The 24992-nt window shown below is 48.0% G+C and carries 24 protein-coding genes; 4 read left to right on the forward strand and 20 right to left on the reverse strand.

The features are described from left to right. Positions 1–17: 17 nt before the first annotated feature. Both GPL15_RS09115 and GPL15_RS09120 read right to left on the reverse strand, forming a co-directional pair. Positions 18–383, reverse strand: a complete 366-nt coding sequence (locus tag GPL15_RS09115; protein ID WP_215698296.1) for an SdpI family protein — start codon at positions 381–383, stop codon at positions 18–20. A 19-nt stretch (positions 384–402) separates the two neighbouring features. Continuing rightward, the gene (locus GPL15_RS09120; RefSeq protein WP_215698198.1) at positions 403–1842 is read right to left on the reverse strand and encodes a DEAD/DEAH box helicase; all 1440 of its coding nucleotides are present in this window, start codon (positions 1840–1842) and stop codon (positions 403–405) included. A 221-nt stretch (positions 1843–2063) separates the two neighbouring features. Here GPL15_RS09120 and GPL15_RS09125 point away from each other — a divergent pair, with 221 nt between their 5' ends. Then, positions 2064–2552 carry a CarD family transcriptional regulator gene (locus GPL15_RS09125; protein WP_215698200.1) on the forward strand — a complete coding sequence of 163 codons (489 nt, stop codon included), beginning with the start codon at positions 2064–2066 and terminating at the stop codon, positions 2550–2552. 169 nt (positions 2553–2721) lie between these two features. Further along, entirely contained in the window at positions 2722–2934 is a 213-nt protein-coding gene (locus GPL15_RS09130; RefSeq protein ID WP_215698203.1) for a cold-shock protein, read from the forward strand. Between the two features lie 41 nt (positions 2935–2975). On the opposite strand, the gene GPL15_RS09135 is transcribed toward GPL15_RS09130, so the two are convergent. The 3 genes from GPL15_RS09135 to GPL15_RS09145 all read right to left on the reverse strand — a co-directional run bounded on the left by GPL15_RS09135 (position 2976) and on the right by GPL15_RS09145 (position 6582). Next, positions 2976–3836, reverse strand: a complete 861-nt coding sequence (locus GPL15_RS09135; RefSeq protein ID WP_252198230.1) for a YitT family protein — start codon at positions 3834–3836, stop codon at positions 2976–2978. A gap of 108 nt (positions 3837–3944) precedes the next feature. Beyond that, the gene (locus GPL15_RS09140; protein ID WP_215698207.1) at positions 3945–5114 is read right to left on the reverse strand and encodes a M20 family metallopeptidase; all 1170 of its coding nucleotides are present in this window, start codon (positions 5112–5114) and stop codon (positions 3945–3947) included. Between the two features lie 58 nt (positions 5115–5172). Beyond that, entirely contained in the window at positions 5173–6582 is a 1410-nt protein-coding gene (locus tag GPL15_RS09145; RefSeq protein WP_252198232.1) for a Na+/H+ antiporter NhaC family protein, read from the reverse strand. Positions 6583–6751: 169 nt separating this feature from the next. Here GPL15_RS09145 and GPL15_RS09150 point away from each other — a divergent pair, with 169 nt between their 5' ends. Further along, positions 6752–7666: a LysR family transcriptional regulator gene (locus GPL15_RS09150; protein WP_215698209.1), complete on the forward strand. Its 915-nt coding sequence runs from the start codon at positions 6752–6754 to the stop codon at positions 7664–7666. Positions 7667–7681: 15 nt separating this feature from the next. Here GPL15_RS09150 and GPL15_RS09155 read toward each other — a convergent pair whose 3' ends face one another. The 15 genes from GPL15_RS09155 to GPL15_RS09230 form a co-directional block, all read right to left on the reverse strand. After that, a complete protein-coding gene (locus tag GPL15_RS09155; protein WP_215698210.1) occupies positions 7682–9601 on the reverse strand; it encodes a DNA mismatch repair protein MutS in 1920 nt (639 codons plus the stop codon). 618 nt (positions 9602–10219) lie between these two features. Further along, positions 10220–10639 (reverse strand): YjdF family protein, encoded by a 420-nt coding sequence (locus tag GPL15_RS09160; RefSeq protein WP_215698212.1) that lies wholly within the window; start codon positions 10637–10639, stop codon positions 10220–10222. Positions 10640–10877: 238 nt separating this feature from the next. Next, the gene (locus tag GPL15_RS09165; RefSeq protein ID WP_215698215.1) at positions 10878–11555 is read right to left on the reverse strand and encodes a GntR family transcriptional regulator; all 678 of its coding nucleotides are present in this window, start codon (positions 11553–11555) and stop codon (positions 10878–10880) included. A 186-nt stretch (positions 11556–11741) separates the two neighbouring features. Next, a complete protein-coding gene (locus tag GPL15_RS09170) occupies positions 11742–13163 on the reverse strand; it encodes a sulfatase-like hydrolase/transferase (protein WP_215698217.1) in 1422 nt (473 codons plus the stop codon). A 13-nt stretch (positions 13164–13176) separates the two neighbouring features. Next, entirely contained in the window at positions 13177–14676 is a 1500-nt protein-coding gene (locus GPL15_RS09175; protein WP_215698219.1) for a sulfatase, read from the reverse strand. 30 nt (positions 14677–14706) lie between these two features. Beyond that, positions 14707–16260, reverse strand: a complete 1554-nt coding sequence (locus GPL15_RS09180; RefSeq protein ID WP_215698221.1) for a tripartite tricarboxylate transporter permease — start codon at positions 16258–16260, stop codon at positions 14707–14709. Between the two features lie 14 nt (positions 16261–16274). Beyond that, positions 16275–16754: a tripartite tricarboxylate transporter TctB family protein gene (locus GPL15_RS09185; protein WP_215698222.1), complete on the reverse strand. Its 480-nt coding sequence runs from the start codon at positions 16752–16754 to the stop codon at positions 16275–16277. A 53-nt stretch (positions 16755–16807) separates the two neighbouring features. Continuing rightward, a complete protein-coding gene (locus GPL15_RS09190; RefSeq protein ID WP_215698223.1) occupies positions 16808–17887 on the reverse strand; it encodes a tripartite tricarboxylate transporter substrate binding protein in 1080 nt (359 codons plus the stop codon). 550 nt (positions 17888–18437) lie between these two features. After that, complete coding sequence (locus GPL15_RS09200) at positions 18438–18563, reverse strand: hypothetical protein (protein ID WP_346344928.1); 126 nt, start codon at positions 18561–18563, stop codon at positions 18438–18440. Positions 18564–18680: 117 nt separating this feature from the next. Then, positions 18681–18938: a TfoX/Sxy family protein gene (locus tag GPL15_RS09205; protein WP_215698226.1), complete on the reverse strand. Its 258-nt coding sequence runs from the start codon at positions 18936–18938 to the stop codon at positions 18681–18683. A gap of 333 nt (positions 18939–19271) precedes the next feature. Next, entirely contained in the window at positions 19272–20219 is a 948-nt protein-coding gene (locus tag GPL15_RS09210; RefSeq protein ID WP_215698228.1) for a zf-HC2 domain-containing protein, read from the reverse strand. Then, a complete protein-coding gene (locus tag GPL15_RS09215) occupies positions 20216–20716 on the reverse strand; it encodes a sigma-70 family RNA polymerase sigma factor (RefSeq protein ID WP_346344930.1) in 501 nt (166 codons plus the stop codon). The genes GPL15_RS09210 and GPL15_RS09215 overlap by 4 nt, the downstream gene beginning before the upstream one ends. A gap of 113 nt (positions 20717–20829) precedes the next feature. Continuing rightward, complete coding sequence (locus GPL15_RS09220) at positions 20830–21771, reverse strand: hypothetical protein (protein ID WP_215698229.1); 942 nt, start codon at positions 21769–21771, stop codon at positions 20830–20832. Between the two features lie 132 nt (positions 21772–21903). Beyond that, on the reverse strand, positions 21904–22743 hold the full coding sequence (locus tag GPL15_RS09225) for an AraC family transcriptional regulator (RefSeq protein WP_215698231.1): 840 nt from the start codon (positions 22741–22743) through the stop codon (positions 21904–21906). A gap of 33 nt (positions 22744–22776) precedes the next feature. After that, positions 22777–23517, reverse strand: coding sequence for a MerR family transcriptional regulator (locus tag GPL15_RS09230; RefSeq protein ID WP_215698233.1), 741 nt, complete (start codon positions 23515–23517; stop codon positions 22777–22779). 184 nt (positions 23518–23701) lie between these two features. Here GPL15_RS09230 and GPL15_RS09235 point away from each other — a divergent pair, with 184 nt between their 5' ends. Then, a complete protein-coding gene (locus GPL15_RS09235; RefSeq protein ID WP_252198234.1) occupies positions 23702–24988 on the forward strand; it encodes an MATE family efflux transporter in 1287 nt (428 codons plus the stop codon). Positions 24989–24992 lie beyond the last annotated feature (4 nt).

The raw sequence follows: 24992 nt of genomic DNA on the forward strand, positions 1-24992 counted from the left end.
CTGATGCAAAAAAGCCCTTATTCCTCCCCAAACTCCTCCTTCAACGCCCGCTCCACCGGAAAAATAGATCCGATCAGCGCTATACACTGCACTGTAACCACAACCATAGACACCCAGCCCTGCCCGTCATCATCCAGGGGATAGGCCAATGCGCTGGCAATGGCTGTGGGTACAGCCATAACCGCCCCGATTTTCAGCCACAGCCGCCCACAGTACCGGTTGGCAAATTCCCACGTCTCTTTATTTTTCATAGAACGTTTTGTCCTGTACCCATAAACGGAATTTATTTCCTTTGGGGGATGATTTTTAAACAGCATCCCGAACCCTATCATCGTAACAGGCACAAGCATGTTGCAGATGAATAAAAAGATCCAAAACCACATCATTACCACACTCCTTCTATCAAGTTTTGGTTTTCCTCACTTTCCTGACCTTACCTTTGATCGGTTTACTCTGCAGGGCTTCCAGCACCAAATCTCCTTTTCCGTTCAGTATCTCCACATAAGTTAAACTATCTCTGATATCTATTATGCCGATATCATCAGAAATGATTCCTTCCACATTGCATATGGCCCCCACGATATCAACGGTTCTCATCTTCGACTTCCTGCCGCCTCCGATGGAAAGTCTCATGATCGACCGGTTGAGTAAGGCCCCTTTTCTCACTTTCAAAGGCGTCTGGTTCCTCTGGCTGTTTTTAAATGCCCTGATTTCCGCCTCATCCGGCTCCAGGCACTCCATTACCGGCAGCATTTCCCCGATGTAGGCTTCTACCGTCTGTTTCAACCGTTCTTCTTCCTCTGTTACAAGGCTGATGGCCTTTCCCGTCCTGCCGTTGCGTCCCGTCCTTCCTGAACGGTGGACAAATGTCTCTTTATTTGTTGGAAAATCATAATTGACCACATGGGAAATGTTATCGAAATCCACCCCTCTGGCCGCTACATCGGTGGCGATCAGGTAATGAATCCTGCCATCCCTGAAGGCTTCTATGGTCTTCAGCCGTTCCCCCTGATCCACTTCGCCGTGAATCATTCCACACCGCAGCCCGTCTTTTGAAAGTTTGCGGTACAAGACATTGACCATTTCCCTGGTTCCGCAGAAAATCATGCAGTCGGAAGGCCGTTCCCTCACCAGCACTCGAAACAGCGTCCGGTATTTATCCTCTGCCCCAGTGTTGTAAACAGCCTGTTGGATCCCCTGGGCGGTTTCCGTTTCTGATTCCATTTCCACAAAAACCGCATCCGGCAGATAAGCGTCTGCCAGCAGCTTGACCCGGTCACCGATGGTGGCGGAGAAAAGCAGGATCTGGGGTTTTCCCGGAATGCTGTCCATGATCATTTTCACATCTTCCATAAATCCCATATCCAGCATCAGATCGGCTTCATCGATCACCAGACACCGGATCTTTTCTGTCCTCAAACTCTCCCGGCGTATGTGATCCATCACCCGCCCAGGCGTGCCCACCACAATGTGGGATTTCTGTTTCAAGGTCAGAATCTGCTTATCAATGGGAAATCCTCCAAATACGGCAGGAACTTTCAGCCGTCTTTTCCTGCCCACATGGAACAGCTCCTCCCGCACCTGTACGGCCAGCTCCCTTGTGGGCTCCAGCACCAGGGCCTGGGGCAGATTTTCTTCCCACGAAACCATCTGGCAGATTGGGATCGCAAATGCAGCCGTTTTTCCCGTTCCGGTCTGGGATTTGGCTATCACATCTTTTCCGGCCAGCGCCAGGGGAATCACACGGTCCTGAATCGGCGTAGGGGTATGGTATTTTAATAATCTGAGGGTTTCCAATAGTTCTTCTGTTAAGCCATAACTGGCAAATTGGTTCGGGTTCATAATCTGCGACCTGCGCTTTCCTGTTTTTCCTTGATAAATCTCAATGCCAATTATAATACATTATTGCAAAAAAAGACAGAAATTAAAAAGTAAATCATTTTTCACTAGGAAAATCCTTTAAAATGTGCTATACTTAATTTAGTAGGCTGCCTTGAACCATATCGTGGTATCAATGCAGCCTTTTCCTTTTTGTCAAGCAAATAGAAAGTCAGGGTGATTGTATGTTTAAAATTAATGATATTATCGTATACGAAAATGGCGGTGTGTGCCAGATCCGGGATATTGGAGTTCCTGATTTTATAAAAACCGGCCAGGTTTATTACAAACTGCAGCCCCTTCATACAACCGGTAATATTATCTACGTAAAATTAGAGAATAAACATATGATGAGATACACCATTTCTAAAAAGCAGGCGGAACAGTATGTAGGATGTATGCCTGAATTAGAAGGACTATATAACAAAAACAATAAATTCCGTGAAAAAGAATATGCAGAAATTATGAAAACCGGAGACTACAAACAATATCTGGAGGTATTTAAAGGGATTGAGCAGGAAAAGAGCAAGCGCTCCCTGGCCGGAAAGAACTTAACCGCAACGGATGACAGGAATTTGAAAAAGGTCGAAAAGCTGATTTGTTCTGAATTTTCTGTAGCTATGGAGATCACAGAAGAAGAGGTTCGCCAAAAGATGATCGCCGCCTGTTTTTAACGCATTATTTACACATTTTGATTGACACTTTCTGAAATCAGTGTTATGCTTACACCAGTAATCAATATGAATTTTAAAGCTGACCGCGCTATAACAAGTCGTTTAAAATGATTTGTTATCTGCGGTCAGCTTTTTTCTTTGATTCGAATATTATATGGAGGTACTGATTATGAATAACGGTACAGTTAAGTGGTTTAACGCACAAAAAGGATACGGATTTATTACAAATGATAACGGCGGAGATGATGTATTCGTACATTTTTCAGCAATCGTTTCCAACGGATTCAAGAGCTTAGAAGAAGGCCAGAAAGTTACATTCGATACCGAAATCGATCCGAAAGATTCCCGCAAATTAAAAGCAGCCAACGTTTGCGTTGCATAAGATAATTCAGATGCCGGACTCACATTGAGTTCCGGCATTTTTTATTCCTGCTGTATTTCTTTAAACCCTTCTCCAAACACCTCTGTCGTCTCTGTTACCATGACAAATGCCGCCGGATCCGATTCCCTGATAATTTCTTTCAGCCTGCTGAACTGGGATTTTCTCACCGTACAGAGAAGCACCTGGGTATCTTTTCGGCTGTAAGCGCCCTTTCCTGCCATAATCGTGGCGCTCCGTTCCAGTTCTTCAATAATCCTGGACGCAATTTCCCCGGGTTTTCCGGTTATAATGGTCACCATGCTGCCCATATCATTTCCATAGATCATACTGTCAATCACTCTTGTCTGGGCATACAGGGCGATCAGGCCGAAAAGCCCTGATTCCACATTGTTAAAAATATAAATGGAAAACAGAAGGACAATCCCATCCACAATCATCAGCGCCCTGCCGATGGAAATATGAGGTCTCTTTTTCTGAAGAATATATCCCAGAATATCGCTTCCTCCGGTAGTGGAACCTGAAAGAAATATGAGCGCCATACCCGCCCCTACGAGTATCCCTCCGAATAAACTGCATAACAGCCGGTCTCCCTGATAAACTGGGAACACCGGAGCCACTACCATGTCCAGAATTACTGAACAGACGCCGCAGGAAACCGCCGTACTGACGGCAAATCCTCTGCTCAAATAGATCCATGCCAGAATTAAAAGCGGTATATTTATCACCATAGTCAGAATTCCCACCGGCAGGCCGCATACATAGTTTGCCATCAAAGCCAGGCCGGCGGCTCCGCCGGGAGCGATGTTGGCAGGAGCTACAAAACAATGGGTGCCCAGGCTGTAGATAAAAGATCCGGCCAGCAGACAGCATATATTTTTAACCATATTTTTCTTTCTGACCATCTTTTTTACCATCCTTTCTTTACCAAATCATGTTTAGCCATCTCGTTTTTACCATCCCTTCCCTATTCTCCTCAGTCCGCCCGCCTGATGGCAGGCGGACTGTTCCTTCTATTTATATATCTCTCTGTTTTTCTTAAATTCTTCTTTTACCGCGTCCAAAATCCCCTCCTGCTGCAAGAGATCCAGAACCGTTCCTGCCATGGCTTTCGCCCCATACAACACACAGTCATGGGCTTCCTTGGTTTTTCCCGCATCGATATAGGCCTGGGAATGGGAAGAAGTCCCTTCCGGTACGAATTTTACGCGGATGCAGCTGCCCGGGATCTCATGCATTACATTTCCAAAGTCAGTAGACCCGGTCCGCTCTCTGGGAGGCCTTATTCCCGGCGCTCCTGCCTCCCTGGCATTGTCCACCAGCAGATTATTTAATGTGGTCACAGGGACTTTATTATCCAGAGGCGGCTGTTCTTCTACTTCATAGGAAACACCTGCCATCAAAGCGGCACCCTCCACCACATCCATAAACCGTTTTATCACCTCATCCAAATATTCTCTTGAAAAGGATCGGAGCGTAAACCGGCCGGCTGAAACTTCCGGAACCACATTTTCCGGACCGGGCAGTTGTCTCAGCGTGTAATGCATTCTCACATCGTCCCTCACATGTTCTCTTAAAAACTCCACTCCCTGAAAGGCCAGGAGCATTGCGTCAAAAGCGCTCCTGCCTTCTTCCGGGCATATGGCTGCATGGGCGGCTTTACCGCGGTAAATGACGTCAAAGGACGACAGGGCCAGACATTTCATATCCGTACAGGTATCCGGGGCGCCGTGCATCATCAGCGCCGCGTCCAGCTCCTTCAAATATCCCGCTTTCATCAAATTGATTTTGCCTCCAAAAGTTTCCTCCGCCGGAGTTCCATATACCACAAGCCGGTAAGGTTTATCCCGGAACCTGTTTTTCAGCGCCACGGCCGCCCCCACACATGCAGGGCCCTGCATGTGATGGCCGCAGCCATGTCCCAAATCTTCCAGCGCATCGTATTCACAGAGAAGGCCTATTACAGGGCCCCCCTGTCCATTCTGCCAGATTCCCCGGAAAGCGGTGTCCAAACCGGCCAGCCCTGTTTCCACGGTAAAACCTTGTTTTTCCAGATAACCGGCCAGCAGCCCGGAGGCCATTTTTTCCTCTCCCCCCGTTTCCGGGTTGTCGAAAATGGTATCAGCCATATAGATAAGCTGATCCGATTGTTTTTCTATCTCCTCAAATAATAGTCTCTTCATGATTCCCTCCAATTCTCTGACGCTGCCGGACAGCGCCTTTTTCTTCCAGCCAATCCTATTACATCGGTCCCAGATGGATGATCTGAGCGATCAATATCATGACCGCGCCGGTGGCCATCCAGAGCAGAAAACATTTCCACATGAATTTCATCCATTTATCATAGGGAATATTGGCCGCGCCGATGATGCCCATCAAGGCGGTGGAAGTCGGCAGCACATAGTTGCAGAATCCGTCTCCAAAGTTAAAGGCCAGAATCGCAGTCTGCCTGGTCATTCCAAGAAGGTCTGCGAGAGGCACCATAATCGGCATCACTACCGACGCCTGACCGGAACCGGAGGTGATGAACACGTTAATAATCGTGTTAGCAATCAGCATTCCTATTCCCTGGAGATAGAACGGTATCACATTTAATATGCCGGCCAGAGTATGTACTACCGTATCGATGATATTTCCGTCCGTCATAATGCTTCCGATGCTGCGCGCCAGCCCGATGATCATGGCCGCTCCCAGCATATCCTTGCATCCGGCCAAAAATTCTTTGGAAATCTGGCTTGGTTTAAATCCTGCCGCCAGACCTGCTATTATGCCGAGTGCCATAAATACGGCCGCATGTTCCGCCACATCCCAGCCTTTAAAAACGCTGCCGTACACGATAATAACAAGCGCAATCACCAGACAAACCACCGCCAGCCATTTTCTGAATGTCATCTCCCCGAAATCGTCCAGTTTCAGGTTTGCTTTCATGGCATTTTGGCTGTCCAGCTCATACATGGGGGACAGGCTGGGATTTTTGCGGATCTTATTAGCATAACGGATTAAAAACAGATTGGTTACCACAAAGAAGACGCCGAAACATAAAAACCGGTAGCCAATCCCTGAATATAAGGGAAGCTCTGCGATTTTCTGGCTGATCACCGTGGTGCTCACATTCAATGTCCCTGTAGAAAAACCAATGGCCCCTCCCAGAATAATGATCGCAGCGCCACAGATGGAATCCAGCCCAAGGGCCAGAGACAGCATTACCATAACCGGTGCGAATGCGATAAACATGTTTACCGCCTGAGTGGTGCAGATCAACGCGAATACCAGGGACAGCAGAGGAATGAATATCCCGATATGATTGGAAAACTTTTTCGCCAGTTTTGCGATAACCGCCTGAAGCGCTCCCGTCTGGGTGATGATGTGGAACGCTCCGCCGGAAAATAAAATAACCATAATTAAGTCCGCGTTTTTAATAAATGCATTCACAATGTAGGATGTGATGAACAGCGGATTAACCGGACTTCTGCTGATTAAACTGAACTGGGATGGATCGATCACCTTTATTCCCTGTTCATTTTCAAACCTGGCGTACTCTCCCGCCGGAATCAGCCAGGTAAATAAAACTGCTGCTAAAATGATGATGAAAATAATGACAAATGTGTGGGGCATCCGAAACCCCTTTTTTGCTTTCTCCTCTTTTGACATAACTCCTTCTCCTTTTATCTCATATTCCCCCGGGCCGCGGATTTGGGAAAAGGCCGTTTTTCTTGACCTTTCCTGGTAATTCCAGTATAATGATTTCATAATCATTTGTCTAATTTATTTTTTTTAATATAATCATTGACTAAGGCTATGATTTTGGGGGAGGGATTTTATGGATCTGAAAGAACAGGAATATGTGGTTGCGCTGGCCAGACACGGGAGCATAACAAAAGCGGCGGATGAGCTTTTCATTACCCAGCCCACATTGAGTATATTTATCAGCCGTCTGGAGGAACGCATGGGAGTGCGCTTGTTTGACCGGATTGGAAAACGTTTTATTCCCACCTGCGCCGGAGAGATTTATCTGAAAAATGCCAGACAGATGCTGGTTCTGGAACATCAGTTTCATGCGGAACTGAGTGATCTGATCGCCGGATATACAGGCCGCCTGCGCCTGGGCATTCACAGCCGCCGGAGTACTTACCTGCTTCCCAAAGTGCTGACTGAATTTCACAGCCGTTATCCCCAAATCGAAGTTCTTCTGACTGAAAACAGCAGCAAAGCCATGGAAGAAATGTTATTATCCGGTGAATTGGATCTGATTATAACAAACCGTTTTTTTGACGCGGAAAAGCTGGAAATCGTTCCCATTTACCAGGACCGCCTTATCATGTCCATTCCCTGGGATCATCCTGCCTGCCAGACAGCAGAAAAAATCCAGGGACATGCCTATCCCTGGATCGATGCAAAATTATTGGAAAATGAACGTTTTATCCTGCAGTCCCCTGCCCAGTCAATCCGCGCCTTTACTGATTCAGCCCTTTCACAGGCCGGATTCACGCCCAAAAAGACCTTTATAATAGAGAATATGGAAACTGCAGCCCAAATGACCGCAGAAGGCTATGGGGTCTCCTTCAATTATGAAAGTTATATCAAATATTTCCGCTACGACAAGCCGATAGCCAGTTTTGAAATCGGTTCCTCAGATCTCTCCTTTCCCATTGCGGTTGCATACAGAAAAGGAAACTATCTTCCTTCCTATTTCACGGATTTTATCGCATTGGTTAAAGATCAGATCAACTGCTGAGAACTGCTGGCGTCTCTATTCTTCAACCGTAATTACAAGCCCTTCCTGATGCCCTTTTCCCATTTTATGCCTGGCTTTTCTATTTTCCACCGTGTCAAATATGATGGAAAAGTCATAATCTTCCGGGTAGAGTTCAGAAGCTTTTACCTTTAACTTTAGCCTTTTGTGGTTGTATAGCTGTTTTACTTTCTGGATCTGCACCAGCACATTCCCCTGGGCATCCTCTTCTTTCACCACAATGCCGATCTTTCCGTCCGGCAGAACGGCTACGCTGTCGCCCCGCCTGAATAAACCGGGGCGCTGCACCAGATCAGTTTTCACTTCCATCTTTTTGATTCCCGAAACCTTCACTTTTTCTAAGCGGCTCCGTCCTGTGAGTTCCGGAAGGGTTTGATCCGTCAAGCCTTCCGCCTGGTTTCCATATGCCGCCTTCGCCGCCTCGGCGATCATATCATCCGGCATTCCCAGCCTTTTCGCTATATAAAGGGCGCAGCTTTCTCCGGTTTCCCCGATTTCCAGACGGTAGAGAGGTTTTAAGTTTTCCCGGTCAAAGGCCATTCTGGCATTGATGATCTCCTCATGTTTTTCCGCATACGCCTTCACTTCCGGATAATGGGTGGTCACCAAAAACAGGCATCCGCTCATCCTGAGCTGTTCCAATATGGCAATCGCGATTCCCATCCCTTCCGCCGGATCAGTTCCCGAACCCAGTTCGTCCAGGATAATCAGGCTTTCCCGGTTCACCCGTTTCAAAATCTCCAGAATCCTGGTGACATGGGCGGAAAATGTGGAAAGATTGTCTTCGATATTCTGGCCGTCTCCGATGTCACAGAGCACCTGACAGTTCATACAGATATCCGCCGATTCGCAGGGGACGTGAAGGCCGGAACATGCCATCAGGCTCAGAAGGCCCACGGTTTTAATGGCCACCGTCTTTCCTCCCGTATTGGGCCCTGTAATGATCACTCCCCGGTTCGTTCCTCCGATTGCAAAGTCCAGCGGAACACATTCTTCTTTTCTTATCATGGGATGTCTGCCTTTTGCTATCCTGATCCGGCGGTCTGTATTGATCACCGGTTCCGCTCCGTTCATCTCCAGGCTCATCCTGCCCTTTGCGAATATAAAATCCAGCTTTATGACCGTTTTCATGTTCTCTAAAAAAATTTCTTCCCGGTCCGCCGCCATGCCGGTAATTTCATACAGGATTCTGCGCTCTTCACTGTCTTCTGCCAGTTTTGCCAGGTCGTATTCTTCTTTCAGCCGCCCGACCTGTTCCGGCTCGATAAACAAAGTTGAACCTGTGGCCGAACGGTCTACCACAGCCCCCTGTATCTTTCCTTTATATTCCTTTTTAACCGGCAGACAGATTCGTCCGTTGCGGGTCACGATGAAGTTCTCCGCCATGCAGTTTTTCTGGGATTTCATCAGTGCTTCCGCTTTTGCCTTTATTTTCTCTTCCAGCATGACCAGTTCTCTGCGGATATCCCTTAGCGTACCGGAAGCATAATCATCGATCCGCCCGTTTCGTATGGCATTTCCGATCACTTCTTCCAGATCTTCCATAGGCGTCAGATTCTCTCTGTAAAAAGCGATTCCGATCTGCTGCTCCACCCCTTTTCTCAGATAATCTCCCAATCGCCTGACTGCCGCCAGAAAGGAACCGATTTTCTCCAGGTCTTCCGGAAACAGCATATCTCCCTTCACCGCTTTTAAAATGAGTTCTTCCACTCCATCCATGGATGGTATGGGCGGAACACCTGCCAGATCCAGCATCTTTCTGGCCTGGGTGGTATCTCTTAAATGTTTCCTCAATTCTGATTCCACCAAAAACGGCTTCATTTCCAGTATCATCCCTTTTGCCTGCCTGGAATTTGCGAATTCTGACATCTGTTTTAAAATCGTTGTGTAACCTAGTGTCTCATATGTTTTGTTCATTGTATTTTCCTCTCATTCAAACTCTTTTATAATCTGTTTGTAACAGTTCAGACGGCGGGAAAATTGATAAAGAAAGCTACGTCAAGCTCGCTTGTAAGCAGTTTTCTTTATCAGTTTTCACATCGGATAGACATCCAATGCTTCTTGACCGGCCTTTTCGGTCAAGAAGATGAGCCGTCTGAACTGTTACATCTGTTTTTACATGAAAAATGGAAAATAAAAAAACCTATGGACATCCATAAACAGGGAATGCCGCATAGGTTTATCTCGAATCCGCTATTGCATATCTGTCATGGACTGACGGTACACAAACAAAAGGAATCTTTTACAAGTTCCTCCGGCTTTCTTACCATCTTCATAGATTAATTATTTTCCATAACAAATACAATTAACAAAAAGACACCTCTCTCTCAATTTCTGTACCTACAATATCATTAGATTAAAAATTTGTCAATCACCAAAATAAGCGTAACAGTTCAGACGGCGGGAAAATTGATAAAGAAAGCAGCGTCAAGCTCGCTTGTAAGCAGCTTTCTTTATCAATTTTCACATCGGATGGACATCCGGTGCTTCTTGACCGGCTTTTTCGGTCAAGAAGATAAGCCGTCTGAACTGTTACTATCTGCCTCTATGCTTTTCTTTCTTTTTCTGCTGTTTTAACTGGAACTGGCGCTGCCGGTCCTCTTCTTTCTGTTCACGGCTGAAATGCTTTCGTTCCGCTTTTGCCTGTTCCTGCTGTAATTTCAATGCCTGCTGGGATTTCGTGCCCGTCCCGGTTCCATCTGCTTCAAGCTGTTTTTTGATCATGCGCTGCATTCGTTTTGGATTAATCCTGCTCTCCGTCTCCTTCTCAATCTCTACCGGAGGGCTGAATCGAAGGTTTTTCCAGTTCTGCAGCAGAAATTGGTAAACCTCATAATCCTTTGGTTCTGGCCCGAATATGATCTTGCCCGCTTCCAGCCGGCCATCCAAAATACGTTCATAAACTCCAATCCACAGGGCGCCATTGTAATAAACTGTCAGTCTGCTTTTTTGCATAATAAATACTCCTCGCTTTTTACAGCAAAGAATGGACAACCGAGGAGGCAGGTTACTGACAGATAAAAGCTGCGCCCGGACTACCGGCCGGGACTGTGTTTTTTTCTTTGCGTTATTTAGTTTTCACTCATATTTTAACTCATACTCTTTCACTTTACAAGTATTGTTTCGTACCATAAGAAGGCCGGAACTGGAGCTGCTTTCCCAATTCCGGCCTTCTTTCCGGCATATCATATTCTTATTCCTCAAAAAAACCCTGAAAATCATTCTCCCTAGATCGTAACATATGATCTTTCACCGCCTTGGAAAATGCCTCTTTCCCCTTTTTTAACGCCAGAGTCTCCACGATTTCTGCGTGGTTATTGATAAACTGGGATATTTTGAATTCCTTTCCCTTCTTAGCGTAAGACTGTAGCAGGAGCACACGGAAATTGATCGCTTCCCACATATCCAGCATCACCTTATTCTTTGAAAACTCTATGATGCTTCTGTGCAGCTTCGCATCATTGATCAGCAGAGTGTAGAGATCATTGGTTCTTTCATACTCCTGGCTGGCTGTTATGACGATATTTTTCAGGTAATCCGGATCGGTTTCCAGAAAATTGTCATAGGCGTACAGAGCGCACTCCGGTTCCAGCATCGTCCTGCATACGGACATATCGGACACCAGCTTTGAAGTGATCTTCGTGACATAGCTGCCTTTATACGGATAGACTTCGATCAGGCCTTCCTTTGAAAGCTGCATAAATGCATGACGGACCGGAGTGATGCTCACATTCAGCTTTTTCGCTATATCGATCTCGACCAGGCGTTCACCCTGCGCCAGCTCACGCGTAATGATCGCTTTTCTCAAGACCTCCGTCACATAATCGGAAGTGCTTCTCTTCATAGCATCTGCATCTATATTTACACCCATCTTGTATATCTCTCCCACTAATTAATAATTTGGCATCCACCTATCCATCTAAAAGCGGCCATTAATTCCATGTATTGCCATTTCTTCCAATTATAACACAACTTATGCTCTTTTCAACCGCAGATCGGGAAAAGAACCGCCGGACGGCTTATGTGCTGTAACAGTTCATACCTGTCTGAACTGTTACTATATGCTGTACTCCCGGTTTAAATCCGTGCCTGCCGGATAGATGACCGGCGCCTGTTCCCCAGCCCGTTCCATCCGGGAAATAAGGCGTTCCCGAAGATAACTTCTGATCTGGCCGTACTCTGGATTCAAAACCAGATTATCCGCTTCCACCGGATCTTTTACCAGATCAAACAGATATTGTTCCACATAACTGTCACTGTCCGCCCTGCATTTGGGAATCATTTCATAATGATACTGATGTCCTGAAAATTCCTCATTCATGCGCAGCACAGGCTGCTTGTGAGGCGCCCAGACACAGTATTTATAGCGTTTTGTCCGGATTCCGCGGGCGCAGTCCGTCTCAGAAATCTGGTAAAAGATCTCTTCCTGCCACGGTTCGTCGTCATGCAGCAGGTGGAGAAGCGAACGCTCGGGCATGTACTCCGGAACCGGCAGGCCAGCCAGCTCCATCACCATCGGAGGCAGGTTGATCAGACTGACCAGATCCGTATAAGTCTTCCCGCCCCTGAATTCACCCCCGCGGATGATGAGCGGAATGCGCAGACAGTTTTCAAAGCACTGCCTCTTATATTCCCCTTCCCTGGTTTTAAAATGGTTTCCATGATCGCTGGTATAGACGATGATCGTGTCCTCGTACATGCCTTTTTCCTTTAAAACATCCACAATCCGCCCCAGATTATAATCCAGACTGCTGCACTGCCCCAGATAATCCGGGTAATTCTGCTTCCAGTCACCTTCAAACTCTCCGCACAGAAGATCCTCGGGCACCTCATAATCCCGGAACCGCGCCTTAGACCCGGCTGGCCCCTCATAACGGCCATGGTCATTCTGCTGATGGGGTTCTATGTAGGAAATGAATAATAAAAATGGATCTTCCGCTGCCTTATTTTGCAGATAATCCACTGCATAATCCGTAATACAGTCCGCCCGGTAGCCGGTGAATTCCATCTTTCGCCCTTCTTTATCGTACACATATCCATTGTACCCATGGCTTGTGGCCTCCAGCACATCCGCTATAGCCAGATAATCCTCATATCCTCCGCAGCGCTCCAAAGGGATCGGGGACGTGGCGTACAAATGCTCTCCTGGTTTATGCCGGTCGGACGCCAGATGCCATTTCCCCACATATGCGGTTTCGTATCCGGCCCGTTTCAATTGTTTCGCTATGGTATCCATGTTCACATCCAGGGCCCGCCCGTTGGTATAACAGCCGGTGTCTGTGGCATACCGTCCGGTCTGCAGACAGGAACGGGCCGGGCCGCATACCGGCTGGCAGGTGAAGGCATATTCAAATTTTATTCCTTCTTTTGCAAGACGGTCCAGATTCGGCGTAACGTTCAGCTTCTGTCCGTAGCAGCCGGCCGTATCATACCGCTGCTGGTCGGTAAAGAAAAATAATATATTAGGTTTCGAACTCATTGTCTGCCCTCCTCTATTCCAAATGTTCCATATACTCCAAAAGCCCCAGGCGCTCATACTGTTCTTCCGGCGCATCATTTTCCTTCATGGCCTTTATCAGTTTATGGATCATGCGCTCCTCCAACGCCCTGTCCTTGATCTGGTTCAGCTGATGGATGTCATTTACCTGATCATAGAGCATAGTCCCCTGCTGATAGGATTCGATACCGATTCCGATATTCTTAGGCCGTCCGAAAAACTGCATGCGCAGGACTTTCATTCCTTTGGTAAATGACAAGGGACCGGTCAGCTCCGCTGTTTTCAATTCTCTCTCCGTCATAAAACTGGCATTTGACATTGGCATCAGCGTATAGGAAAAGACCGGCTGGTTTTCTTCCGATACAGGGGCTCTCATGTACACATATTCCCCGTCGGTACAGCAGATATGGGCTCCGTGAAGTCCATACAGAGCTGTCTCACGCACCGGGCTGTCCTCTTTTATCACTTCATCCAGAGGCCTGCCCATCATATCCTTTGGTATTTTAACCCCGAAATACCGGAGCAGCGTAGGCGCGAAATCGATCATCTGTACCACAGACCGCCGCCGTTCTCCCCTGATCCCATACCTGGGGTCCCAGATATAGAGAGGGGTATGGGCTACTTCGTTAAAGTACGGCGCTCTGTTTTTCGCCCACCAGCCGTGCTCCCCCAAAAGGAAACCGTGGTCGGTACACACGATCAGCATGGTATCTTCCCACATCTGATGATCGTCCATATAATCGAGCACCCTGCCCAATTGGCGGTCACACATGCTGAGGGACGCCGCATAGAGCCTGCGCACATGGTCGATTTCCTCCGGTGATTCTGTCACCTGCTTGTAATCCGGCCAGTCAAATTCCGGGCCATCGTATTCATGGGTATACAGATCTCCGTATTCTTTGGGAGAAAAGAAGGGTTCATGGGGGTCAAACGCCTCAATCTGCAGAAACCAGTTATCCTTCTCCCGGTTGGTCTCCAAAAATTCCAGCCCCAGGTCGAATGTCTGAACTGCACACGGCTTTCCCCTGCTTAAATACTCTTTATTTACATAGTAATGAGGCGTATAAAAGATATTGCGCCCAATCCTGTTCTCAGGAATATCGGGGCCTCCCACCAATCCCTTCCAGGGATCTCCTTCTTGTCCACGCACGCCTTCCCAGGAGCTGTAGCGGGTATGATAGGTGGCTCCCCCGTCCTCCCAGTAATGGTAGTGGTCGGTTACCAGATGGGTGTAGACACCGTGTTCTTTTAACAGCTCCGGCATGGAGTCGTCAAAAGGTTCCAGCGGCCCCCATGGACGGTGCAGAAAATTATACCGCCCCGTGTGAAGCTCCCGGCGGGCGGGCATACACGGCATGCTGCCCACAAAGCTGTTGTCAAATACTGCTGTGCGCTCCTGCAGGCGGGTGAAATTGGGCGTATGAGTCCAGTCACACCCATAGGTGGACAGCATTCTTCTGTTCAATGAATCAAACATAACCATGATCGCTTTCAATTTTTTCTCTTTCCTTTCCTGGAGCGTGTTTTATTCCTCCGTTTTGTTTAAGCACCCATCTGCTTCGTTCATGGATTTTTCGGCTGCTTCTGTCAGCAGCTCTTCCACACTCTTCTTGGATGTCTCCTGCAGGGTTTTCCACACGGATACCGCCATCAGAAGAAAAGTTACCAGCAGAAACGCCACACTGATGGGCCTGGTGAAAAATATGGAAAAGCTCCCTCCCGACATGACCAGGGACTGGCGCAGATTCCGCTCCGCTAAACTGCCCAGCACCATGGAGATGACAAGCGGGGTCATTGGGAAATCCAGCCTCGATAAGACATAGCACAGAATCCCGAAAACAAGGGTAACTTTCACATCGAATACCGTGTTATTCACGGCAAATGATCCCAGAACACATAAAACCATGATCAGCGCTACCAGAACGTTGGCCGGTATTTTCGTGACATTGACGAAAAAGCGGCAGAAAAAACGGCCCTCAAACAACATCAGGATGTTGATAATGAGCAAACCTCCCATAATCGCGTAGACCCAGTACACATTTTCCGTAAATAAGGTGGGTCCCGGCACGATTCCCTGCATCATCAGAGCCCCGATCAGGATAGCGGTCACGCTGTCGCCCGGTATTCCCAGGGTCAGAAGCGGGATCAGGGTAGCGCCTGTGACCGCATTATTGGCGGTTTCCGATGCGATTACCCCCTCTATGTTTCCCTTTCCAAAAGTCTCCGGCTCCCTGGACGCTCTCTTCGCTTCGTTATAAGCCAGAAATGAGGAAATTGCCGCTCCTGTGCCTGGCACAGCCCCGATAAATGTGCCGATACAGGAAGATTTAAGAATCGTCTTCCAGTAAGACAGGATATCTTTAATCTTCAGATTGGCCTTGCTGTAGCCAGCAACCGTTCCCGATGTCTGATCTCCGTCTCTCATTTTGGCGAACAACTCTGTCAGCGCAAATGCTCCCAGCATGGCGGGAACCAGAGCGATCCCGCTGCTCAGACTGGTGAATCCAAAGGTAAAACGGGTCACCCCTTCGATGGGATCGATGCCGATCATGGTGATCAGCAGGCCTATGGAAGCCATCATCAGCCCTTTAAAAGCATTTTTGCTGGTGGCGGTGGAGATCACGGTCAGGCCAAAAAGCGCCAGTGAAAAATATTCCGGGGACCCGAATCTGAGCGCGGCCGAAGCCAGCTTAGGTGCGAAGAACATCAGCATGGCACAACTGAAGACACCCCCGATCACGGAGCTGACCAATGCCGCATACAGAGCATTTCCACCTTCCCCTCTTCGGGCTAGCGGATAGCCGTCCAAAACCGTTGCGGCTGAGGCCGGCGTTCCCGGAGCTTTGATCAGAACGGCGGTGATGGACCCTCCGTAAATTCCTCCGCAGTACACTGCCAAAAGGGTGAGCATGCCGGTGATCGAGTCCATACCAAAGGTCAGCGGCAGCAATATGGCAACTCCCATGGTAGCCGTCAGCCCCGGAAGAGCGCCTATAATGATTCCGGCCGCCATGCCAAGGAGCATGAATAACAGGTTCGTCGCGGTAAAAATCGTTTTTAACACATATAACGCGTCCATTTTTCCTCCTTAAATTATGGCAGTTTTACATACAGCACTCTGGTGAATACCAGATACATCACCATGATAAAAGCCAGTACAATCGCATAATGCAGCGGTTTCTTATCCCGGACATAGACCAGCAGGGCGCCGCAGCAGATTGCGGAAGAGAGGATGAATCCCAAATGGGTGAGCGCTGCCGCATAGACCAGCATGATGACGGCAAACACCAGGACATGCCTTTCCTTCGCCCACGCTATGCCTGCATAGGCGGGCATGGCGCTTCCGTTTTTTCTGGATCTCAGATAATGCGTCAGATTGATCAGAAGATTGACTGTGCTGTTAAAGACCAGGATCACCACGAGGACACGAGGCATGAAATAGCTGGTAAGAATCTCATTTCCCATGCTGTAAGTGTCCGCATACCGGATGCAGTACGGCACCGCAGTCCAAACTGCAATTCCAAAAATGATAAAAAATACAGAGGTTATTATATTTGTCTTATATTGGTTCATGGCATCCTCCCCACAGGCCTGCCGGCCTCAGCCTCCGGCCGCTTCCGGACAGATTATTTATGCTGCCCGGTGGCCGTAAGGACTTCATCATATGCATCATAACATTCCTTCAATTTTTTATCCAAATCCTCTTCACTCATGATATAGGTGTCGAGACCGTTCTGAGATCTGATGAACTCCTTATAGGAATCGCTCATCACGGACAAATCAATCACCGCTTTCAGGTAGTCCACGATCTCATCCGGAGTTTCCACGGGCACTGAGATCCATTTAAACGCAATCACCCAGTCCGTATTGTCAAATCCCAGCTCTTTCAGACATGGAACATCGGGAAGAGCCTCGCAGCGCTCATTTCCAAATACTGCGATGGCCTTGAGGGTTCCGTTGGCCACTCTCGGAGCCGCTTCAGCTAAGTCGGCCGTGGAGATGGTGATATGGCCTCCGATCAGGGAAGTCAGGGCGTCGGCCGCGCCCGCAAAGGGCACCATCTCAAACTTGCCGTAGATATCCATTTTCATGAACAAATCGCTGAGGCCGCAGTTTCCGACGGAACCTGGGTTGGATGTCCCCCATACCACTTTCTCCCCGTCCTTCATCATCTGTACCACCTGTTCAAAGTCCCCGATCTCAGAATCCGCGGGAACCACAATTACAAGGGGCTCATCCGGCGATATGACGGAAATATTGCGGAAATCCTGGAACGGATCATAGGTCAGATCCGATAGATGCGGTTTTATGTACCAGGGCGCGGGCATGCCGGTGATGATCGTATATCCGTCCGGCTTCGCCTTCGCGCATTCGTCAGCCGCAATGGTGCCGCTGGCGCCTTCCCGGTTTACGATGTTCACAGCCACCCCCATCAGCTCCGACATGGGTTCCGCCAGGGCCCTGGACATGATGTCCGTCCCCCCTCCCGCAGTCGATCCCACCAGAATTGTGACCGGTCCCTTTGGAAATTTCTCCGGTTTAGCCACCTTGCTGCCGTCTACGGCTGTTATATATTCAGTGCTGTCCTTAGCTGTCTCTGTCTTGTCAGCGGATTTGTCAGTTTTTTGAGTCGTCTCTGCCGTGGCGCAGGCCGTCAGGGCGCCTGATACGGCGAGGATGAGAAAAAATGCTGTCAGTTTTTTCATAAATAAAATCCTCCTTTTCTATTTTGGCGGTTCCAGATAATGCATCATGCATGATGCATTATCTGATTGAAGCGTAACACATTGTGCATAACAAGTCAACTGTTTTGTTTATAATTTTGGATGTTTTATACAAAAAAAGAGCAGAAAGAATGTGGAACTGTCTAATTCCACATTCTTCCTGCTCTTTATGGTATTCGATAACCTCAAATTAATTCCATCAGACCGCCGATATCACTGCTCATGTAGTCTGTCACTGTCACAAAGGGAATACTGCTGCCTTCTATATCCAATTATCATCGATTTCCTTTTTCAATTCACAAAATGTATTATAAAAAGTCAACTTTACCCACATGACAATTTCAAGCGCTATCTTTTGATTATAGGAATGAGCAACATTATTCCGCTCCTGCAAAGCCCGGAGCCACAAATCGTAACAGTTCAGACAAGTCTGAACTGTTACGCATCCAGCCCATTAAAGTCGCCTGCGGCGAAGGGCTGGATGCCTGCGACCACCATGTTTTCGTACGGTCCGCGCAGTAAATGCGCAGACCTATCTGAACCGTTGCCACAAATCTTCATTTTTTATCATTCCAGCTTTATAAGCTGTTTTTAGAATAGTTTTAGGCGAACCTGTTGCCCCTTCTTCATATCCATGGGCTTCCAGTATTTCTTTCATCTTCAATTACCTGTGGTTTTATTCCCGATCCATCCATATAATTTCTCCAATAATCATCATATATATCTGTTTTGCTTCCGACTAAATCCCTTAAATGAAAGCGACTGCCGCTGCGCCCTACTTTTTAGCCGCCCTGTAAAATCCCCTCAGCTCTTCCTTCTTTTCCTCCGGAAGCTGGGTTTTCTTAATCCCCTGAATCGCACCCTCAATAGCCAGCAGGCGGTGAATGCAGGCAGAACTGTCAATGGCCTTAATTTTCAGCCAGGCCTGTTTGCTCCCAACCTCCTTTAACTGCTCATAAGTGGTAATTCCCACCTGATTTAATTGGCTTTCCACAACCGGCCCTAAGTTGGGCAGCTTTGACAATTCTCCCATGATTGTTCCTCCTCAAACATATGTCCTTAAAATACGGTTCTGAAACTTTATGACCCGTTAATCCCTTTATTTTTTAATAACAAACTTTTTGTCTAAATCCCTTTACTTCTTTTTTATAATAACACACTTTCACCTAATTTCCATCTTTTTTGTGCAGAAACCATTCCGTCAATCCCCGGTCTCATAACTGTTCAGACCTATCTGGACGGTTCTCTTGTCTCGTAACCGTTCAGCCCCATCCGGACGGTTCCCCTGTCTCGTAACCGTTCAGACCTATCCGGACGGTTCCCCGGTCTCGTAACTGTTCAGACCTATCCGGACGGTTCCCCGGTCTCATCCCTGTTCTCCCGGAAATGTGATAAGCCTGTCTCCTTCGATCCGGTATTCCAATGGTTCCCGTTTACGTTTCCCTTCCAGAATCTCTTCTCCGGTTTTACCGCAGGGAAGTTCTGGGTTTGATGTGTCGAAAACCAGCTCAATCAGATAGTCTTCATCCACAATATAAGTCAAAGTATAGTTCAGGGAGCCGTCCTGATAGGTGCCCGTCGTGGTCCCCAGAAGTTCCTGAACGTCTGCACTGGTCATATCTGCCGTAATCATTTTCACCTGGTCCGAGGTGACACGGGTTTCCGGTGATAAGAACTCCTCCATTTCTTCCGGCGTCATGTCCTCGAACCGGAATCCGTCCCATAGACTGCGCCTGGTATATCCCGGCCCCACCAAATCCACCCGCCAGCATTCACCGTCATCCGGTATCTTAATGGTTTCCGTAAAATTCGTATTATAGTTTTTGTCATAGGAAAACCGGTCGGCCCCCAGCACCTTTACATCCAGAGTGTTCCCGTAAATGCTGCTTTCCTTCACCCGTATACCGCTAAATTCCGTCATACGGTAATTAATCGTTCCGCGGACCGTCAGTTCCTTCGTCTCCGGGTCATACACGCATTCATAGGTCACTGAATTTGGATCGACCGGGTTTCCAATCACATAGAATTTAACGGCTGCAGACAGTACAGCCGCCAGCAGAATCACTGTCAAGCCTGCTGTCGCCCTGAAAAGCCTTTTATGGCGTTTCCTTATCTTTTTTAAAAAATCAATTTCCTCTTTTTCTTCCTCCGACATCCCCTGAACCGGAGTTTCCAGTTCGGCTAACAGATTTCGGCATTCTTCACATTCTTCCAAATGTTCCCGGACCATCCGGCAGCTGGCCTCAGAAGCCAGGCGTTCCGCATAGAGAGGAAGCAGATCCTGAATAATATCACAGTCCATTTTCCGGCTCATATAATCTCTCCTTTCATCAATCCCTTTCTGCCCCGGTAAAATGTAACTCTGGCCCAGGTTTCACTCCGGCCCATCACTTCACCGATTTCCTTAAAACTCAGTTCCCCGAATATCCTCAGATACATCACTTCCCGCGCAGGCTCTTTCATTCCGTGCAGAGCCTTCATCACCGTCATTTTCTGCTCCGAATAGAGAAGCTGTTCATCCATACCGGCCGTTTTCCATTCCATATTCTCCGTAAGTTCCTCTGTCCGGTGTTTTTTCCGTTTCTCCAGGTCCTGCATCCAGACATGTTTGGCGATTTGACACAGCCAGGTGGATACCTTACATTCCCCGTTATAGTTTTCAAGAGAATAGACGGCGCGGTAAAATGTCTCCTGGGTCAGTTCTTCCGCCCAGCCGCTGTCCCTGGTTTTCACCAGTAAATATTTATAGACCATGTGAGCGTATTCCCTGTAAATACGGTCCATATCCTGCACTGTCATTCCCCCTTTCACTCTATACATCCGATTTTTTGTCATTTCGTTACAATAATAAAACGGAATGCTGTAAAAAATCAATACAGCATTCCGCCAACATCAGCCTATATTCGAAAATTACTCTGAATCAATTATGATAACCTTCCAAAATTCCTTAAAAATCTCATCTTTTCAATCGTTTTTGTGGCCATCCACCAATTTTCACTGATGGCAAATTCCTTGCCGTACTTCTCTCCTAAGTCAAACCAGGACCAGGTAATATTCCACACTCCGCCCGGGTTTCTGGTTTCAATCAGATAGTCCAGCTCCTTCTCCACAATCTCTTCATTTCCCCTGTAAGCCGGGGCATGGGGGGACGGAATGCATTCCGACGGTCTCATACAGTAACCGTTCCATTTGTTCACATCTCTCTCGATAGCCTGGTTAACCAGTTCCGGAAGACGTTGTTTCGCTGCGGTGCAGTCAAATTGATCCGACAAACCGCTCTGCTCAATATCTCCCACCAGCATGAAGATTCCGCCGACGCCCATTTCTCCCAAATCTTCCGTTGTACTCACCTTGTCCAATAACTGTTTTGCATAGTCTGCCGCCTTTTTAAACAGTTCGGAATCCCGGTCCGCATAATGAAGAACCGTTCCTGCCAGAGAAGCGGTTATACCCGTTCCATGGAGGGCATTGGCCTCTTCATTGTAAGTCCACCACGGAGCGCGGGGGTATTGGTCATTGGATGGAATGGAGAAAAACCATCCCTGTGAGGAACAGTACCTGCAATTTTCCAAATACCGGAAAATCCCCTGCACCATAGGATCAGCCGGAGCAAATGCCCCTATATCCCTCAAAATACCAATGGCAATTAAGGTAGTATACGGCGTGGATTCCTGATTCCAGCAGTCTGCTTCCAGCACGTTTCCAAATCCTCCGTCTTCATTTTGATAATAGGCCAATTCCTCCACTATCTTTTCCCGGCTTCCATCTTCAAAATGATACTGCCAGACAGCCAATTCCAATGCCCTGGCATTGCGGTGCATCCAATTTTTCACTTCACAATATGCTTTTTGATCTAATTTTTTCATACAATCCTCATTTCCACCGCCAGCCGCGGCCTTATGTGATAAGACTTCCCTAAAGTAAATTTTAAATATACTCCAGCCTCCGGTACTTAATATATCATCCGCATAGAAATTAGTATTGTAAAAAAACGACATCTAACGGTTTGACAAGGCGATCTGTTTTGCCTGTTCCGGCGTCACTCCGTGAAACCGTTTAAATTCCTTTAAAAGATGGGACTGATCGGCATATCTGTAACGGTAAACCGCGTCCTGAATCCCAAACTGTTCCGATCCGGCCACCTCCCGCCAGACATTCTGATAGCGGACCAAATTAGAAGTTCTTTTTATGGACAATCCGACCTGCTGCAGGAACTGGCGTTCCAACTGCCTTTGGCTGATACAACTGTAACTGCAGATTTCCCTGACCGTCGCCGTCCCCGACGATGACAGAATCTGCTGAAATGAATTAAAAAGGTTGTGGTCAACACGGTCTTCAGCCAACTTATCGGCCAAAAATTTCTCCACCAGCTGAATCCGTTCTTTCACATCCAAAACATAAAAAAATGGTTCAAATACGGTCAGCCACTCTCTCTGAACCGTTTCCGCATCCAATACCTGGTTATAAAGTTCCCGGAAATTCAAATTTAGGAACAGATGAACCGCCCAAAAATGAAACCGCACCGCGAAGCCGGAAATCTGTTCCCCTGTCACAGGACGGCTTTCCGTTACATAGGAATGATCCTGCATCCCGCACCACCTGCCCGTTATTTTCTGTCTGGTATGGTTGACCGTTATCATCAGATCGACACAGGTATCCGGTATCACCAGCACCCCGCCGCATTCTCCTGATCCCGGTATATTTTCCGGTTCTGACGTGGTCCAGTAACAGGAGATATACGGTTTCAGGGCCTGGCAGGGCGGATATTCGGCATATGTATGATTGGATAAAAATGGCCGTGATGTCAACGGCCTGTATTTTGTATGAAAATCCAGCATGGGCTGTATCCTCTCTCTTTCTGTAATGTCAAATCACTCTTCCAGCTCCATCCACGCCTCATAATAATCGTACCTGTCCTGGTCGCAGACTGAAATCAAAAACCTGCCGAAAACAAGCCCCTGAGCGGCGCCCAAATGTGCGGCTTCTTCTGAAAATGCCTGGTAGTTGCTTTCTTCCCTCCCATCGGAAGGCAGGCGGAGCAGCCCCTTGAGATAACGTTTCTTCTGTTCATCGGCCCTCCGCAGAATCATGCCTTTCTCTTCTTTTGTAAAAAGGCCGTACCGGATGGTTCCATCCGGGGAGACTAAAACGGCAGCCTGATAGGGATCGGTAACAAAACGCTGGAGATCCTGCTCACTCTGAAAGGAAAAATCTTTAACGGCCGGAAATAGTCTCTCCTCCACCACAAAACAGTTCTGCCGGCGAAGTTGGTTCAGCTGGTTCAGACGCTGCTGTTTTATATGGATCCGTTTAACTGCCAATTGTATTTCCCTGGCCTGTTCTTTTAATTTTTTCTCATTTTGATCTAACATCTGTTCGTATTCTTTTGCATTCATCTGTGGAATCTTCCGCATTTCCCTGAGAGGGATGGACAGGCTGCGGTTCAAAAGCACCTCGCAGATGTCCAGCATAGTTTGGATGGACGGATATCTGTAATTGTTCTCATCCGACCGCTCAAACCGGATCAGCCCTTCATTATCCCAATATCTCAAAGCCGAAGGGGCGATATGGAACAGTTCTGCCAGCTTTGTCAGCGTCTTTTGTTCGTTCAAACTCCCACCGCCTTTCTGATTATTGTTCACAGCCCCCTCGGGCGGATACGGCCTGCCGGCCGTGCCGCTTTGCGGGGCTGTGAGCAATAACCTTTTCTAACAGCCGCGTTATAAAAAGCTCTTGACATTAAAGTTACTTTAACATTTATACTCTCTATCATACTAGAAAAGTGGGGTAATTACAATGACTAACAAATTTTTCCAAAACGTACTGCCGTCCATGCTCGCTTTCGCGTTTTCCGGCCTGTATACAATCGTAGACGGATTCTTCATCGGACAGAATATGGGCGATACCGGGCTGGCGGCTATAAATATCGCATTCCCGCTGGCGGCATTTATTCAGGCCATGGGCACAGGGCTGGGCATGGGAGGCGCCATCCAAATATCCATCTTCCGAGGCAGAAATGACAGTGAGCAGGAAAAGCTCTATCTGGGCAGTACCCTGGGACTTCTGCTGGCTGCCGGAGCCGTCCTGACAGCGCTGTTTTTCTCTCTGTACCGGCCTCTGCTGTCTGTCATGGGAGCCAATGGACATGTGCTGGAGGCCGCATCCGAATATATGAAGATCATCACAACCGGAACCGTATTCCAGATTTTCGCCACAGGCTTAACCCCTATTCTCCGGAATTTTAACAGGGCGCTGCTGGCCATGACCGCTATGGTCTGCGGTTTTATCACAAATATTCTGCTGGACTGGCTTTTCGTCGCCCATTTCCAGACGGGGATGACAGGGGCGGCGCTGGCAACTGTCATCGGCCAGGGGGGTACCATTCTGCCCTGCCTGGCTTTCCTGGTAAAAAAAGCGGCTGGTTTATCCTTCCGGCACTACAGATGGCGTTCCTCTGTCACAGGCGTAATCATAAAAACGGGTGTTTCTCCCTTTGGACTTACCATGTCGCCTTTCCTTGTCATGATCCTTCTCAACAAATGGGCTATGGCTTACGGCGGAGAATCTGCGGTTGCCGCCTACGCAGTGATTTCTTATGTGACCTCCATTGTCCTCCTGCTTCTCCAAGGGATCAGTGACGGCAGCCAGCCGCTGATCAGCCTGAGCCTGGGACAGGGGGATTTAAAAAGTGCGTTGCAGGTCCGGGTTTTAGCTTACCTATTCTCCGCAATCATCGCTTTCATAATGGGCGCCGGTATTTTTTTACTGGCAGATTACATTCCCCCTCTTTTCGGAGCGTCCGGTGAGGTGGGTATAGCTGCCGTACAGGGAATGAATTTTTTCCTCCCGGGCTTTCTTTTCACCGCTTTCTGCCGGGTAACCACATCCTATTTTTATGCCACAGGAAATAGCGGCTCCGCCTGCCTCATGGTTTACGGAGAGCCGGTTCTCTTATCCGTCCTGCTCATAGCATTTCTTCCGAAAATGATGGGGCTAAACGGCGTGTGGCTGTCCTCTCCCGCCTCACAGTTTTTACTGGCCATAACCGGCCTTTTACTGGTCCGGCTGCATTCCCGGGGCTGACGGC

Origin of the sequence: Clostridium sp. MCC353 (assembly GCF_018785315.1) — a bacterium.
In the GTDB taxonomy this organism is placed as follows: Bacteria; Bacillota; Clostridia; order Lachnospirales; family Lachnospiraceae; genus CHH4-2.